This window comes from Clostridioides sp. GD02367 (genome assembly GCF_045900275.1).
Classification (GTDB): Bacteria; Bacillota; Clostridia; order Peptostreptococcales; family Peptostreptococcaceae; genus Clostridioides; species Clostridioides difficile_A.
Genome location: NZ_JBJODK010000002.1, coordinates 272708 through 289812, shown reverse-complemented (window position 1 = coordinate 289812; position 17105 = coordinate 272708). Strand labels below are relative to the sequence as shown.

Sequence of the window (17105 nt, the reverse complement as noted above, 5' to 3'; positions counted from 1 at the left end):
TATCACCTTTAAAATGTATCTATCATATATTTTATTTCTTTTAAAACAGGTGTCAGCCAGCCATCTTTAACTGTATTTCTTCTAAATAATGCTTTTAATTTTATTTTTGATACTAAATGCTTATATGATATATCTATCATATATTTACTTTCTATCTCTTTATTAAAATAGATTGAATTCTCAAATATATAAAATTGAAATTTATCATCTAAATTATTAAAATTCTTATAACTACTACCATTTTCTGATATATCTGTTACATTTACAGTTTCTATTTCATAGTTAATATTACTAGTTAATGTATCTGTAACTTTTACATCACAATAATCAGCATCATATTCTGTAAATGGCCTATATTTAAGTTCAAAATTTGATTTATTTTTTCCATTAAAAGATTCTATAGTTGTTTCTAACTTTGATGATAAATCCACAGAATCACTACCAGCAACAGGTTTATAACTTATACTATATACTGCATTATAATCATAGTTAAATATTTGAATACAGTAAAAAAATCCAGTTTTTTGATTTTTATGTATATAAAACTCCTCACTATTTAAAGGTATCTCTTCTCCATCTTTCATTACTTTATAAATAATTTCTGCCTCAAATCTAAAATAAGCTCTAGTACTCCCTGTTATAAATAAAAGTTCAGATTCTATAATATCCTTATTAGTTGGTAATATAGGAATCCAGTCTTTAGTTTCTGGATTATCAGATGCAGTAATATAATATTCTATATCAGTAACGGTTTTTCCAAATGAATTTCTGGGATGTAATTCATCAGTTACTATCTGTACATTTTTTATATTGGAATTTAAATTTATAGACTTACTTGTATAAATACCTGTCCTATCAAAATGATTATTATAGCATCCTATATTATATAAACCATAGTTGTATTCATACTTTAAGACCATATGATTTAACTTGTCATTTCCGACTATTTTAGACAGTAACTCATCATAAGAATAAGACAGGACTCTATCATTGATTTGTTGCCATAAAGAATTAACCATCTTCCTATCATAATATACTGGTTTAAATACAGCTTTAGTTACTTCTTCTTTTCTATCATTTTTATTATTAAACCAAAGTAAACTTTTATTTATTTCAGTTGGATTATATACATATGTTTCTCTTATATAATGTTTCTGTGTAAATAATATGTATATTCTCTTACATACTATATCTGGAAACCTAAATGTAATTTTATCTTTTGTAAAAACACTTTTTAATGTTTTATCCTTATTATCTGGTGTTACTAGTTCTATCAATGCTTCATCTTCATCATCTGTCATTTTATATCTTATAGCTACTATATCAATAGGATATTTTGTAAATGGGGTAAGATTTATCTCATTTATTTTATTGATAGATTCAAAATTAAGTTCAAGATCACAAACTGCACCAGAGTCTATTCCATAAAAATAATTATCTCTTACATATATAGCTTGTGGTTTACTATTTTCAAATGAAACATTTAATGGAGCATCAGATAGTATTGTATCACTCCAAAATGAGTTTGGATTTCCATCTATAGCATTTTCAAGAGATGTTTCGTTATTGCAAGATTGTATAAATCCTTCCCCTAGCTGAAAGCTATAATTTAAACATGCTGTATATACTTTATTATCATACCTCAACATATTATCTCGTTTTAAAAATGGCAATGTTAACACGTTTTCATTTTCATCAAAATTAGCATAACACTTCTCTAGTATCCATTGCCCAGCTCTATCTTTTTGAATATTTCTACTTTTATCAAAGTTATTTGAATTTCTAAACCTCTCTATTATAAATTTAGACATATGTTTAAATGAAGTAGAATATCTACAACTCTCTAATTTATCTTTTATTTGATTTATCTTAGTTGTTATGCTATTTATATATGATGTACTGATACCATCATACTTTGATATCAATTCACTCATTGAGTTAACTACACCAAAACTGGTTAATAAATCTATATATAGTTCATTCATAGTCTTATTGATTGATTGAGATTTAATATTTACCTCATGCTCATTTAGACTTGATATTAGTGTATTATTTTTAATTTTCGTCTTAAATTCATTTTCTAAAATCTTTCTTTCTTCATCAGTTGAACAATTTGAAGCTATTTGACTTACAATTTCTTCTATAATCTCATCTTTTATTTTATTTATATTCAAGTTAGTACCTAGCATATTATATTCCAACCTTTAATTTATACTTTTCGCAACATTTATCAAGTATATCAATTAATTCATTTATAGCTGTTTGTACATCTTCCTTAGTTTTCATTATTTCAAATTCTACTCTGGTACCATCCCATTCTGATTTTTTCCAATTAATTGGTCTAATACCTTCCTTTATCAACTTAATCCACAAAGATAATTTATGAACTTCATACATATTTTCATCCATTAGTTCTAGTTCTCTAGTTAACTTTTTTCCTATGATAACACCGCTTTCCATAATATACCCTTCCAAACTTTCTTTTGAAATGAAATATCTATCTTCTTCAAAATCTTGCACAAAATTTCCTCCTTTATCTATTTTGTTACTTTATGTTCATTCAGTATTTTTATCTTCTTTTATTTTTCCATTTATAAGTATTAAATCTTTATTAGTTATTATAACTTTATTTTCCTCAAATGATATTCCCTTTTTTAGTAAAAATGCTTCCAATAAATCTTGAGTTTGAGGTAATATAAATTCTTCTTTAACTCGTTGTATGACCTCATCTATAATTTGCTCTTTAGAACCCAGAACTTTTTTACCATCATATTCAAAATATCTTTGAATTACATTTATTAGATATGCATCAACTTTATCTAGCCCTTTTACATAAATGTTATCTTTTTTCTGTTGTATTCTCATATTTCACCAACTCACTATATTGTCTATATGTGTTACTATTTTTTCTTACTTATAACTTGCATTAATACTTTTTCGACTTCTTTATCACTATTTTCATAATCATCATATATAAGATAAATATCCTCTTTTTTATCTCCTGATACTGTTTCATAAATATTTATTGTATCTAAATTTCCTTCTTCACTATAATTAAGCAGTACATCTTCATTAGCACTGCTTACTTTTATTAACTTATCATCATTTTTAGAATCTCTTAATATAGTTGTTACATCATTTAAATCTGGATATTCAGTATTTGGAAGTCTTCCTAAATCTGGATTAATTAAACCCATTTGAGCTTCTGTAAAATCATCATTATATAAAAGTGCTATTGCATTAATTTCAGGGGATTCTCCTGCCAAATTTGACCATATCTTAGCTCTTATTTTTACAGTTTTAGGTATATCTTCCTCTTTTTGTATAGTATATGGTACAGTATTATTTGCTCTTATCTGAAATACTTCTTTTTTATCTGTTATTAGATAATATATTACTTCTGACCCTTCTGGTATATCTTGGTCCACCAGTAGAAAAAAATTATTTAATGACGAACTTTTATGTTCATGAGTATAAATATCAACTGAATTATATTCTCCAAAACTGCTACCTTCATTTAAAGATATACACGTTTTATCAAAATCAAATTTTATATTTATGCTATTTAGGACATCAGAAAATTCCTTATTTTTAAATTCATTTATAAATAAGGAATTTGCATATCTATTATTATCAAAATTAAATAAAATTCTATCAAAAAACAAATTATCTGAATAGTAAGATATATCATTTTTAGATGAATTTTTAACTATTTCTTTATCAGTACATAACTTATCTATTATATTTTTGCTTGAAACCTTAGTAAATTTTTCACTCATAGTTCACCTATAATATAGAGTGTTGCCCTGTCAAATATTCTTTATTAAAAACAGGTATTACACTATACTCACATTTATTTAAAGTTTTATGCACGTATTTTATTTTATCAACTTGATATTGTATCTCAATAAAGTCTGTAGGAGAAAGTTCCATATGAATATATAAAATTTTAAATTTAGAATTAAATGTATAACTATTTCTATCTAACTCTATATTATTTACACTAACTCTTATATATTTACTTACTACTCCACTTATCTGCTTGGATACATACCACTTTTGATTTGAATTATACTCTAGCATTTTACTTTCATTTAACAAAACTTCAACCTTTGGATTCGGTATTTCTGTTAATAAATATTTTTTCCACTTTTCTCCTATTTTTTCATTTACATATAATTTATAACTTGTACATTTTAAATTTTTTATCCTTGAAAAAGTTATTGTATTTTCCGTATATATCTTTGTAAGATTATTGATATTTTCATACATATGTATACCTACAATACAGCCACTACTGGGTCTGATATATTTCCTTTCTCATCATATAAATATATAGTGTAGTTGTACTTATTTGAATAAAAGCAGTAATCCTTTATTGACAAAAGTGGATATCTAGAATTTAATACGACCATCTCAATTGTATCATTATCTTCTATATTATTTATATAATCATTATAGTATTTGCCACCTTGCCTTATGTATATTTTAAATATCGTGGCATTTTCATCTTTCATGTCAACTGGTTTTTTCTGCTCATCTATACTTAAATTTGTTACATCTTTTCTGTAAATGAGCATTTTATCAATTAATATTTCAAATTTATCTTGAAATATTATTGGTTTACAATAGTCTGTTGATATGTTTTTGTATATGTTTTTCATCCTAAAAGCTCTAGATTTTCTATAAAATAATTCTCTTTTATTCTTATGCCATATATTTGGTAATTTCACATATCTTATTCCATCAGTTATTAAAGTGGAATCATCTGAATGTATCTCTTGACTAGTTATAGTCTTTATTACTTTACTATATAAGTCATCCTTATTGATATTTATATCTTTCGAAACTTTTTCTCTCTTTATCTCTTGCCATTTGGTTATTTTAATGTCATCCTCTTTTACTTCTAATACTTGAATTATTTCATCTGGATTTTCATATAATTCACAAACGCCTACATTTGATAGTTCTGAGATAGATCCATCTTGAAATTTACTTATTACTCTATACTCATATTTATTCTTTTGTTCTTCTTTTTTCTGGTAAAATAAGATGTAGTTTTTACCTTCTATTGTAGATACTACTGGGTCAAATACTCCATGTGCATGTATATCTATATATGTAACTATATCTATAGAAAAATCTAAGGTAACTTTATTGTATTCAGCATTGGATTTTTTTATTAGAAATCCATTATTATTTCTAATCTTTATTATGTCGTCAATTTCATATTGTTCTGTTATAGTTCTATATGTCTCATATCCATTATAATCAGTTTTTTTCTTAAATAAAATTCTTGATATAGTTTGATATGAACTTAATTGTATTTCTATTTTTTCTTGAGGAACTGAGGATAAATCATTTTTTAAATTTACAATTAATTTTTTAAAAGGAATTACTATTTCAAATGGTAGCGTAAATTCAGTATATCCATTATATCCTTTTGGAAAATCATTTCTACTAAGTAAAAAATCTTTGATGTTAGTCGATTCTATGTCAGCATTTTCTTCTAATATTTCTATAATTGGGTCTTGATTATTTATGTACTCTTCTATTTCTGTTTCTGATGAAATATTTTTAAATCTATAAATATAGTGTAGTAAATTTCCTTCTGTAGATTTACATATATTTATTTTGGGATGTTCCAAATAAACTCACCTCTTTTCCATTTTATTTTTGTAAAATCACTTTCACTCTTAATATACCTTGCTTATACTCGAATTTGTTCAACATTTTTTATTATATTATCAATTTTTTATACAAATAAATTTTGCAATTTAAGTTTGCCACAAATAATATATATGATTACTATAAAAGGGATTGTTTCAATTTTAATTAAAACAATCCCTTTATCCTAATATACTTACTATTTTTTTTGTGCTATTGGAGTCCATTCTGCTAGATATTTTTCACCACTAGTTGTATTACCATCACTTTTAGTACAAACATAAAGACCTATAGGGTATTTAGCATTCTCCGCATCTTTATCTTCTGTTTTTGTATCCAATATATGTTTTATCCATATATCACCTACTTTAGGTTTTTTAAATGGTTTATAATCTCCAGGGGGACAAAAAGATAGTATAAGTCTAGGACCTGGCATACCCTCTCCATCTCCAAAACGAATAGCGTTATTGAAAAACCACACACATCCACCATTTCCATCTTGAGGTCTATATGATAATATTCGTCTACCTTTCCTCTTAGTACCAGTATTATCTTTATACTCAATAGCTTCATCATATAAACAAAAATGGTCAACCTCTCCATCACTATCAGGATGTTGAGTATCCTTAATGTCTCCACGTAATGATATTTTTCTATCTCCTTCATCAGTTATAACTATCTTAGAATTCTGAATCATGGTTAAATCCCCATACATGGAATCCCCTCGTCTTTTGACATAATCTTTTTTAATATTTTTAATTTCATTTTCTATATTGATTATATCTCTTTTTATATCATCAATATCATCCCTTAGTTCATCTAACTGCTCTTGAACATTAGTTCTTACCTCTTTAAGTTGAGCAAGTTCTCTAGTTGTAACTGAACTTTCACTAATACACTTATTAGTATCACTAACTAAAACTCTTGAGCCATTTCTTCTATAATCTGTATGTCTTTCCATATTATCATTTGAACAAAAAACATTTCCATTATCATCTGTCATAAGAATTTTTTTAGCATTATCACTTCCTTGAGCTATTACAACATAATAATCAAAAGTATCCCAAATTTCTTCTACTTCATTATCAATCTTATCCAATCTAGACTCATAATCATAATGTCTATGTCTAATATGAGAATATCTATTATCATAAATCGATTTTGGTTTTATAAAATGATTTGTCTCAGGAAGTCCAGATATTGTAATTGGACTTTGATATTGATGAACTATACAAGAACTAGACATATATGGTTGTATATGTACTTCTGTTTTTTCATCTATAGCTAAATATAATTCAAACTTATGAGTAACTATTTCCACACCATCAACTGTAGTAGAGTCTGACTTCACATGATACAGTCTTAATACATCTATATCTCTTTGATAACTATCTCCTTCATGTTTATATGGTGGAAATTTTTCCGCTTTATAGTCATTTTTACTAGGGTCTGGAGGAGTCTTATAACCACTTAAATCAATAGGTCTTTCATGTGCATGATTTTCACTTGGTGGTGTCATACTTGAATATGTTGAAACACTTTCCTCTATATTTAACTTTTCTATAGTTGCTTTTTCTTTATCTTCTATATTGTTATTTAAATGATTCTTTACATCATTATTTTTGTGTGTTGTTATTCTATCTTCTTTTGTTAAAGTTTCTTCAGAAGATAAATCTTCGTTTATAAATGGTAATTTTTCATCATGTAATGACACATAAAAAAACTTATTTGTACAAGTCCATCCATCCTTATTTTTGTTTGTAGGGTCTTCAAACAAACCAATATGAATATCCATAGTAGTTGGATTATTTCCTTTAAGAAGAGTTATGGAACCTCTAAATAGTGAGTTGTAAATTCCTTCTGTCATCATATCAGTATGGTCAAACTTCCCTATATTAGGCTTTGTGTAGTCTATGTAATCAGATGTAGATTTAACAAATTCATCAATATAATCTTCATTTTTCATTTTAGCTACCATGCTATTTGCAAATATACCTTGATATGGAAGTTTACCATCTGTAGAAAAATCAGGAGCATTTCCAACTCTTCTCGGAGTAAATGTAGCTATTTTGATATATCTTTTATTAGACACCATTGCGGCATGTTTAAAATGGTTGTATCCTAATCTATCTTTAAAATCAACAGCATGATATCCATCTAGACAATCTGCATTTAATCCACTATTAGGTCCTTGATTTAACTCGCTCCAGACTTTTTTATCATTTAAAGTTAATTCACTTGTTATAATATTTAATCTTGGTTTATCTATCCACCAATCGAATTTAATATCACTTGCTCTAAAATTCATTTTTGCATACGAATATCCATCATTTAAGTCAGCATCTCCAAATGTAACTGATAACTTAACACCTTTGAAATCATGCAACTTCAATTCATTTGTAAGTAATGTTGCTGAAGGTAAAACACCCAATAAAATCACCTCATTTAATCTAGTAATACATTTTTAAAGTTATATTTACTAATCATCTAATTTATTTATTTTTTAACGAGTTTCATTTAAATATATTTTTTATGAATCTCAAATTATGTTATACATTATAGTTCACATTTTCTATCCATATACTTGGTCTGATATGTTTTTGATTGTCTATATTTTTATGGACTTCTATGCTAGTTTGAGGCAATTCCTCATCTCCTATTACATCTACAAATTCAATAATAGGATAACTACCATAGGCAGCCCATTTTTGAACAGCTTTTTTAATATCTTCTTCAGAAAACCTTCCACCATTTTTATAAAGTAACTTACTATCTATTCTTATTATAATTACAGAGTTTTCTTGATATGGTTTACCATCAAGTGTACCAATATCTAAATAATAATCGCTTTCAGGCTCTAAATCTCGACGAAGTCTATCTTCCATTTCTTTGATAATACCTCCACCTCTTAATCTAGTATCTATTAGATTTGTAGACTTTAGCGAGGTATGATGTCTTACAAAAATTCTACCTATATGTAAATCGAATGGTTCTAAGGCTTCTTGATTATCAAATTTATGATATACACAAAAATAGTTGTCTTTTAGAATATCACCTGTCCCTCTATCTATTATTCTCATCGGCTTTAAAAAAAAATGGATTGTTCGATTAAATAAATCATATGAGTTTCTCATTTCATTTATCTCATTTGAAGTGTCTGTATAAAAACTATACATATTTGGATTTAAATTTAAATCTATAATTTTACTATTTTTATCTTGATTTTTATAATAGCCTCTATAATTAAGGTTTTTTTCTTCATAGCTATAATCTACTAGTATTTTATCATTGTCACTTATTGAATCATTAATTTCTATAAATCCATACTTGAAATTAAATCCTTTTATTTCAAGTTCTTTTTTATTTTTATCACTTAATATCTTATAAACTCTTAAATTAGTTGGTTTCCAACTATTATCTACTTTTATATACATTGGAGTATTCTTTACTTTAATAGTATTATTTCCAACAAAACTTCCCTTTTCTTCAGATATATCAATGTATGGCTTCCCATATTTTCCAAATATTTGTAAGTCGTATTCTGGTATAGAATATATAAGTTCTATTGTTTTATCAATTCTTTCGTATTTTTTACTAAAATAAGCATATTTAATGGTTGGGAACCATCCTTTTAAAGGTTCTTTTTCTAGAGGTGTTCCCACAATAATTTGATTTATGTTTCTACATACTACTGAATATCCTTTATAAACTTTTCCATTAGCTGACTTATATATAGAATCTTTATCTAAGGTTCTAGTGTTTTTATTATTTCCAATAATACTTGAATTTTGTTCTGGAAATCCAGTATCTTCATATGTTCTCCCATATATAAATCCACTTCCATCTGATGCTGTATATATCAAAGTTTTATCCTTTGAATACATGGTATTTAAATTTTGAATATTATATTTAACTCTAAAAGTTGAATTTTCATTTATTTTGTCTCTATCTTCATCAGATGAATACTTCATAAATATATCTCTTGCTGTCATATATCCGTTTGTATCCTTTTCAGATATAATCATATCTTCATTCTTAAAACTATCGAGTTCTGAATATAATGCATATTTTTTATTTATTATTTCCTTTGTAATAGGTGCTATTTCCAAATCATCAGCCACTATAATATATTCAATTTGTATTTTGGTTCTTTTATCCTCTAATATTTCATATTCGAACACTTCTATAGAAGACTTATTTGTTATGCCTTGAAGCCTATTCACTTTATACGACTCTAAGTCACAACATTGAACTGGATTTATTTTTTCAAGTATTCCTACTTTGATTTCTAAAGGATTTACACTGTCTTTTCTATAAGCTTCTTCTGACAAACCATCATACATAACATATATAGGATTTTCTATAGTTGGAATAAATGATGTATATATATATGCATCATATACATTTTCATATTTAGTTTTTTCTATAAAGACCTTATACTTAAATTTATTTTCATCTATTGGATAATTATTTCCTGAAACAAGACTTATGTTTTCTGAATTATACAGACCATTTATATCTAATCCAACATTATCATAAATTTTGTACTTTAACTTATATTTGTAATACAATGGAACATTGTCCTTAAATTTATTTGTTATATAAAATAAATCATCATCTACCAAATATTCTCCATTAATCTTATGTAAAAGACCACTTTCATCTGGATACATTATTATTTCCTTTGCCTGTTCTGGATATAGATTTGATATCTCATCTTTTTTATTTACAACACCACTGTACTTAGCTGACCCATTATATAATACTTTTAATTTCCTAACTAAACCTTCATATCGCGTATATGCATTATAAGTTTTGGGATTATAGTCAATCAATTCATTCTCAGTTTCAACAAAATTTACAGCTTCGAATATCGAATTTGTCAGATTTAAAACACCATATCTGTCACCATCATTGTATATCTTATCTATAGGCACTCTTTTTGCTAATAGACCTTGAAATTCCTCATGTTGAACTTTATGTTCTGGCTTGAAATCAGTGATAGTAGATTCATCCCACATAACAAAGTCTCTGTATAAAATTCCCCAATATCCTTCTAATTCTGTACCTTTTTCACCATCAAACTCAATAGTCTCTGGAAAATAATCTTCATTTTTTGTAGCTAAGTTTCTTTTATGAATCCAATCATCAACAAAATGCAATGTTACATTATTGGTATTGGTTTCTATTACAGAAACAGTATCATCTAGAGATGCTGTTGTATTATAATAATAGGCTAAATTTACTGCACCACTTGGAATATTTCTTCCAAGTTTAATAGATTTATTACCTTTATTATCGATTTCCTTATGCACTTTTGTATTGGAAAATAAATCTCCCGATATACATTCTTCTTTTTCCAAAATAGATTCATATTTTGGTGCTTGCGGATAATCTATAGTAGGTATTTTGAAATCAGGCGTACTTATATCAGGTCTTTGATTTACTACAATATCATCTTTAGGATTATATTCGGTTGCAATTGTTCTTGCATGCCAAACTATATAAACTATTTCTCTTGTAGGTGAATCAATATTGTATTCTTTATTTACAAAGTTTTTAAATATAATTTTTCCATATTCATCCCCTAAAAACTTCTTATTTTTTATAAAGGATATATTGGCACTGTTAATTACTTTTATACTTGCTCCATTATTTACTATATCATTCTTAACTTTAGTCACTATCTCAACCTTACAATCATATAAAGGGTATGGTATTACACTAAAGTTATTTATAGCATCATTAGTTTCAACACATTTATCAATATTAAATTCTTTATCTGTTGAACTATAAACTACTGTGGTTGGTAACTCTATAGATTGGTCAACATTGCTTGATATATTCACATTTACTCTATCTTCTTGTTCATCATCAAAATATATTTCTATAAATCTTTCTTTTGAATTTATAGGTACTATTTTTTGCTCAATTAAAATATCGATTGTTTGAATATATGTCATACCATTTTCTAATTTCACAACAAAGTCAAAAGAGTCTTCTCCTATGTATAAATCATTTGCATAATAATTAAAATAAATTATATTGTTTGAAATATTAAAAGTAACATCTCCAGCTAATTTTAAAAAAGTCTCTTCTTCAATAGAGCCTTTTTTATATGCATCTCCTAAAGAATTTATTTGACCATCATTTATCAGAATAGCTCCTTGAAGGTTAGACCCATTTGTAATCTTATAATTTAATGTTTTCAGTTTACTAATATCCATAAAACATTCCCCTTTTGTAACTTATCTATATTTTTCTATTTACTATATTAATTTCATCTTTAGCATTTTCATTGGCAATTGCTTTTATAACATCTATACAATTGCCTGTCCAACTTGTATAAATACATGCAATTATTCCATTAATATCAGTTCTATCATTTAATTTTTCTATTGTTCCAAGAGCAGCTTCTATGTTTACAGATGCACCTTCAATTGGATTATTATATTTATCTGTTACTGATATTAAGATGCTTATATCATCTTTTCCATTTGCAAATATAAAGTTGTTTTCTGAGTAAATCTTTAAAAAGTAAGGTTCTAAAGTGTAGTCTGATATGTATATATATCCATTGTATAGGGTATTGTAGATTGGATTTAATGATATATGCTTTAATTCTTTTAGTGAAGATGTTTTATGAGTTTCAAAATATACCTTCACCTTAGTTGGGTATTTTTCTTCAAATTTATGCAATTTTATTTCAACTTCATCTTTTTCATAGTCATATAAAGCTATAAAAGAGTTCTTAATTTTGTATCTAACATTTATTGTACTTCCTTTAGGAATTTCCTTTTCAAAAACTACAACATTATTTTCAATATTATAGTTATTCATTGATATATCATTTATTGTAATCTCTATGGTTGTCTCATCTATACCTATATTTTGTAAGTATAAAGTTTTAAATCCTAGAGATTCAAATTTTTCTTCATTTTCAAGTGAATATTCTCCTGTTTTACTTATAAAAAATACTTGAGTATATGGTTCCTCTATTCCAATTTCATATATAATAATAGGTGAATATTGTTGTGGTATAGGAGACATTCTTATAGTTTTAGTATATGGAACCTTAAATATTATTCCATCTTGGTCTAATTCTGCTATAAAATCATTTTGAGATACATATAATGATTGTGCTTTTAATGGTTTTTTAGTTATTTTACCTTCACCATCATATAAAAGATTATATTCTTCAGAATATACATCTACTTTGGTAAATTTTATACTTTGAATATTTTCTACTTTGAAATCATTTGCTTTTGCGACTGCCTCTGCATATTCCTCAATATTTTTTATAATTGTATATTGTTGGGTATCATATGGTAGATTATATGATGTTATATTTTCATATTTAGATGAGTGTTCTGTAGGATTATAAGTGGCTTTAACTTGTATATTTCCTATCGCAGGTACAAATGTTTCTAAATTCATTCCTGTATACTCATATCTTCCAACTTTTAGATTTAAACTATATAATTTTGCTCCCTCTTTCAAAACAATTTTAAATCTCACAAATCTCTTAGTTTCAATCTTTGTATTATTTTCTACTTGAATCCATTTATCTGAGTTTAGTTTTCCTTCTAGATTAATCAACACATTATCATCCTGTATATAAAATTCTACTTTTCCATCAAACTTCATTGCTGGCATTATATATCTTAAATCTGCTGATTCTTCTACTGTATCTCCTAAATCAATTATATTAGTTATAGATACTGAAATAGAATTATCTGATAATGGCATCAATACTTCTTCTCTATAATAAAAATTGAAACTCAAGAAAGAGTCAATAAAATTTCTCCAATCAGATTCACATTCATAAATTAATTCTCGATGTTGTAGTTTAGGCATTTTAGACGGTTTGAGTACAAATCTTAATTTAAATACTTTGCATAGTATTAAATTTTGAGGAATGGGTTGTCCATAAATCAATTTAACTGGTTGCATCCATTCTCCATAAATATCGTTATGCCCTACATAATATACATCTACAGTACTGAATAGACTAGATTTTTGTATCCATGATATTTCTTGAATAGATGTAGGTTTTTTGTTGAATACAAATGGTGTTGTTTCATAAATATATTCATCAAGAAAGTCATAATAATAATCGTTATAACATTTTGTTGGTTTTGGCCACAGCATATTATCTTTGTAGAAAAATTTTGAACTGTCAAGTAATAAGTCTTTTTTATTAGTTTTTCTAATATCGTATCTTTCAAATTTTCCTTCTGACTCTGATACATTCAATGTAACTTTTATTAATACTCTAAATTTATTAAAAGCATCCTGTAATACTTTTTCTTGACCATTCATATTGCATTTATTATATAAATAATACTCATCTTGATTATAATAATAATATCCATTATGTATACTTGGACACCAACGTGCTAAAGCATTTTGTAATGTCCTTAAAGACACAATTATAATATCATCAATATGCCCATATCTTATAGTAAGCACTTTGGGATAATCTAAAATCACCACATCACTTATACTAGCTTCCACTACAAGCTCAAACCTCTTATACTCAGTTGAATTTAAATTAAATTCGGTAAGACCATATATATAAGTGTGTTTTCTATTATCATCAATTATGAATTCCCCTCTATCAACTTGGCCTAAAAACTCCTTATATTCAGTTGAATCTGCAATTATAGAATCTGAATAAAATTTTATTTTATCTCCATTGATTAGAGTATAATTATCTTCGTCTACTTGATTTTCAAATTCATATAAAACATAAGCTTCTTCTGGGCTAAATTTTTCTATGATACAATAATATTTTCTATCATAAACATCAATAGAAGCTTCAAAGGGTGGAGCTGTATCCATCATATCTTTTTTACCATTTTCTGATACCTGAAAATCTCCATTTATAACTCCAACAAGCGAATCATATTCTAATGGTGGAAATATCTCTATATACTCTTTTTGTCTTGTAACTTCTATCGCTTTTATACACACCTTATGGTCAAAATAACCATATTCACTAAATTCAACCCTATTATCAGTTTCATTATCTTCTAAAAAATCCCTATATCCATGCGTATATGAATATATTCTTACTGGTCCTTTTATATCATAAACTTCTATATCAAATTTATATCGCTTTGAATAATCCTTATTTTTTAATTCTGGCATCAAACTATATAAATAAATATCTGCTACTTGAGTATATTCATCAAATATATAATCTAAAGTTAGTTCAGATGTGTAAGTTGGTCCAAATGGTTCTCCTTCAATTTTTTCCCCAATTGAAGATACTTCTCTTGCGCTTACTTTCACTCTTACTTTAGAATCATAAGTTATATAATTAATTTTTGCTTCCATCTTATATCTATAATAAAATTTTATAGTGTTGTATTTCACTTTGTTACTTGCTCTTATTCCATATATTTTATTTAACAGTTTAAATGTCTTTTTATATGTAGTATCTTCTGATTTATATAACTTACAATCATTATAATCTCCTATTCCAGATTGAAAAGCTTTCATTCTACTTGCTATATTAGTATTTATATGTGGAACCATTTCCACTCTTTCTGGCAATTCAAATTTAGTATGATTTGGTATTTCATTTTCTTTCATAATTGTACTCTTTTCTTCTTCCATCTTTTCACCTCCAGTCTACTTTTTATAATATCCATATTTTGAAAAACCTTTTATACTTGAGTCAAGAAATGTTGGTAAAAACGAAAAACTATTGTCATAATCTTCATCTTCTCTTACCCATATATCTTCATCATACTTAAAATCATTCCAAAAAATTGAAGTATCTTCTTTTATCTTTGTTACATAATCAATTAATAACTTGGTTGGGGTTGCATCTGAATTATATAATTCTATACTTAATTTTTTATTATTTATATCTACTAATTCATACATTTCAAGACTCTTTATAAAAGAAACAACTGATGATTGATTTTTTTTATCAGGATTTCCTTTTAATAGAATTTCCCCTGTAGAAGTGATGTAAACATCATCTAAAGTTATTAAATTGTTATCTACTAATATAGTATTTACCAAAACCATCTTTTCAGATATAACAAAATCTTTACTCATATCTTTCCATTCTTTTACTTCTCTAATTCCAAGCTCTCTTGAAATTCCATTGGCAAGACCTCGTTTTGTGGAATTAGCTGGATTTTTAAAAACATCAAGAATTCTAAGCTTATATTCATGGTTCTTTTCTCCTTTAAGCCTAGAACATCCTACTAAAAAACCAAACTCATCAAAAAAATTCCATACATGATGTAAATTTAACTCAAATAAAAATTCTTTATTATTGCACTTTACTTTTATTTTCCCAAAAGGCAAATCTTCTTCTTTATCATATGATTCTCTAACATAAATTACTTTTTTCTTTTTATCAATAAAATAATAATCTGGCTGACTTATGTTGTTTTCTAAATTTTTTTCATTTTTCTTTATTCCAAAAAAAGTATACAAATCCCAACTTCTTTCAAGTATAAGTTGATTTGTATACACCATAGAAATATTATTTACATTAAAGTTGCTTGGTAATAAAACTTTATATACCAAATCGACAAAATCCTCATCTGCTGACTCAATATAGATTTGCTTTGAAGCATAAAGCAATATTTCTTCTATTTCATCTAACTCCATGCCAAAGATATTTAAAAACTCAATCCCAATAGATTTGTTAGGGTTTTTCTTCATTTCAAACCAAAAGGGAAGCATTGATCTTATTTTTTCTGTATATCTTGCAAAATCACTTTCTTTCATTTAGATAATCACTCCTCTAAACTTAAGCCCTACTAAATCTCCATTTAAATTATTTAATGTTTTATTTGCATCAAACATAATATCATTCATTACAAATAAAAGTGTGTCAAATACTGTTATAGACTTATTGTATATATCTGTATAAAAAGCAGATACACAAATTTCTTGAATCCTAGCAACTATTTCCTGTTGCCTATCTGAATTCCAATGATTATACTTATCCATTACTATATCAAGTACATTTACTTCTTCTTGTGAATAGCAATTGCTATCTTTATAAAAACTTTTCAAATCAGCAATAATATTATTTAATGTATAAACACTCTCTGTATATAATTCATCTGTATCCACAATCTTTCCAGAATCCACTTTTTTACATAGTTTTAAAGCATGAATTTTAAATATATTCATATGATTAATTAATATTTCTCTAAAAACAGCCTCTTTTCCCTTATTTTCAAGTGTAAAATGTATTTTTATAATATTTTTATTTAGCTCTATTTTTTTAAATATTGGATGCGAATACAACATTAACTGATTATTTTTGGCTCTATACTGTTCTTTATTCTTTATCTTATATTTTTTTCTACCTAAGTAAGCTCCAACTACAGTTATAATTGCAGTTATAATTGCTACAAAACTCTTTATTAATTCCAAATATACGTTTTCAGTCATTATGT

At 26.2% G+C, this 17105-nt stretch carries 11 protein-coding genes; all 11 read right to left on the bottom strand.

Annotated features, from left to right (window positions below; translation table 11 throughout):
* Window positions 1–8: 8 nt before the first annotated feature.
* The 11 genes from Q3223_RS03285 to Q3223_RS03235 all read right to left on the bottom strand — a co-directional run bounded on the left by Q3223_RS03285 (window position 9) and on the right by Q3223_RS03235 (window position 17100).
* A complete protein-coding gene (locus Q3223_RS03285; protein ID WP_407811632.1) occupies window positions 9–2189 on the bottom strand; it encodes a hypothetical protein in 2181 nt (726 codons plus the stop codon).
* A gap of 1 nt (window position 2190) precedes the next feature.
* Complete coding sequence (locus Q3223_RS03280) at window positions 2191–2520, bottom strand: hypothetical protein (RefSeq protein WP_074179677.1); 330 nt, start codon at window positions 2518–2520, stop codon at window positions 2191–2193.
* Between the two features lie 36 nt (window positions 2521–2556).
* Entirely contained in the window at window positions 2557–2865 is a 309-nt protein-coding gene (locus Q3223_RS03275) for a hypothetical protein (protein WP_074179676.1), read from the bottom strand.
* Window positions 2866–2900: 35 nt separating this feature from the next.
* Window positions 2901–3779 (bottom strand): hypothetical protein, encoded by an 879-nt coding sequence (locus tag Q3223_RS03270; RefSeq protein ID WP_054270745.1) that lies wholly within the window; start codon window positions 3777–3779, stop codon window positions 2901–2903.
* A gap of 7 nt (window positions 3780–3786) precedes the next feature.
* Window positions 3787–4272 carry a hypothetical protein gene (locus Q3223_RS03265; protein WP_054270746.1) on the bottom strand — a complete coding sequence of 162 codons (486 nt, stop codon included), beginning with the start codon at window positions 4270–4272 and terminating at the stop codon, window positions 3787–3789.
* A gap of 8 nt (window positions 4273–4280) precedes the next feature.
* Window positions 4281–5648: a hypothetical protein gene (locus Q3223_RS03260; protein ID WP_054277040.1), complete on the bottom strand. Its 1368-nt coding sequence runs from the start codon at window positions 5646–5648 to the stop codon at window positions 4281–4283.
* Window positions 5649–5866: 218 nt separating this feature from the next.
* Window positions 5867–8098 carry a hypothetical protein gene (locus Q3223_RS03255; RefSeq protein ID WP_407811628.1) on the bottom strand — a complete coding sequence of 744 codons (2232 nt, stop codon included), beginning with the start codon at window positions 8096–8098 and terminating at the stop codon, window positions 5867–5869.
* A gap of 118 nt (window positions 8099–8216) precedes the next feature.
* Window positions 8217–11894 (bottom strand): hypothetical protein, encoded by a 3678-nt coding sequence (locus tag Q3223_RS03250; RefSeq protein WP_407811626.1) that lies wholly within the window; start codon window positions 11892–11894, stop codon window positions 8217–8219.
* 25 nt (window positions 11895–11919) lie between these two features.
* Window positions 11920–15291 carry an Ig-like domain-containing protein gene (locus Q3223_RS03245; RefSeq protein WP_407811624.1) on the bottom strand — a complete coding sequence of 1124 codons (3372 nt, stop codon included), beginning with the start codon at window positions 15289–15291 and terminating at the stop codon, window positions 11920–11922.
* A 15-nt stretch (window positions 15292–15306) separates the two neighbouring features.
* Window positions 15307–16425, bottom strand: a complete 1119-nt coding sequence (locus tag Q3223_RS03240) for a hypothetical protein (protein ID WP_074179671.1) — start codon at window positions 16423–16425, stop codon at window positions 15307–15309.
* A complete protein-coding gene (locus Q3223_RS03235) occupies window positions 16426–17100 on the bottom strand; it encodes a hypothetical protein (protein WP_054277045.1) in 675 nt (224 codons plus the stop codon).
* Window positions 17101–17105: the final 5 nt, after the last annotated feature.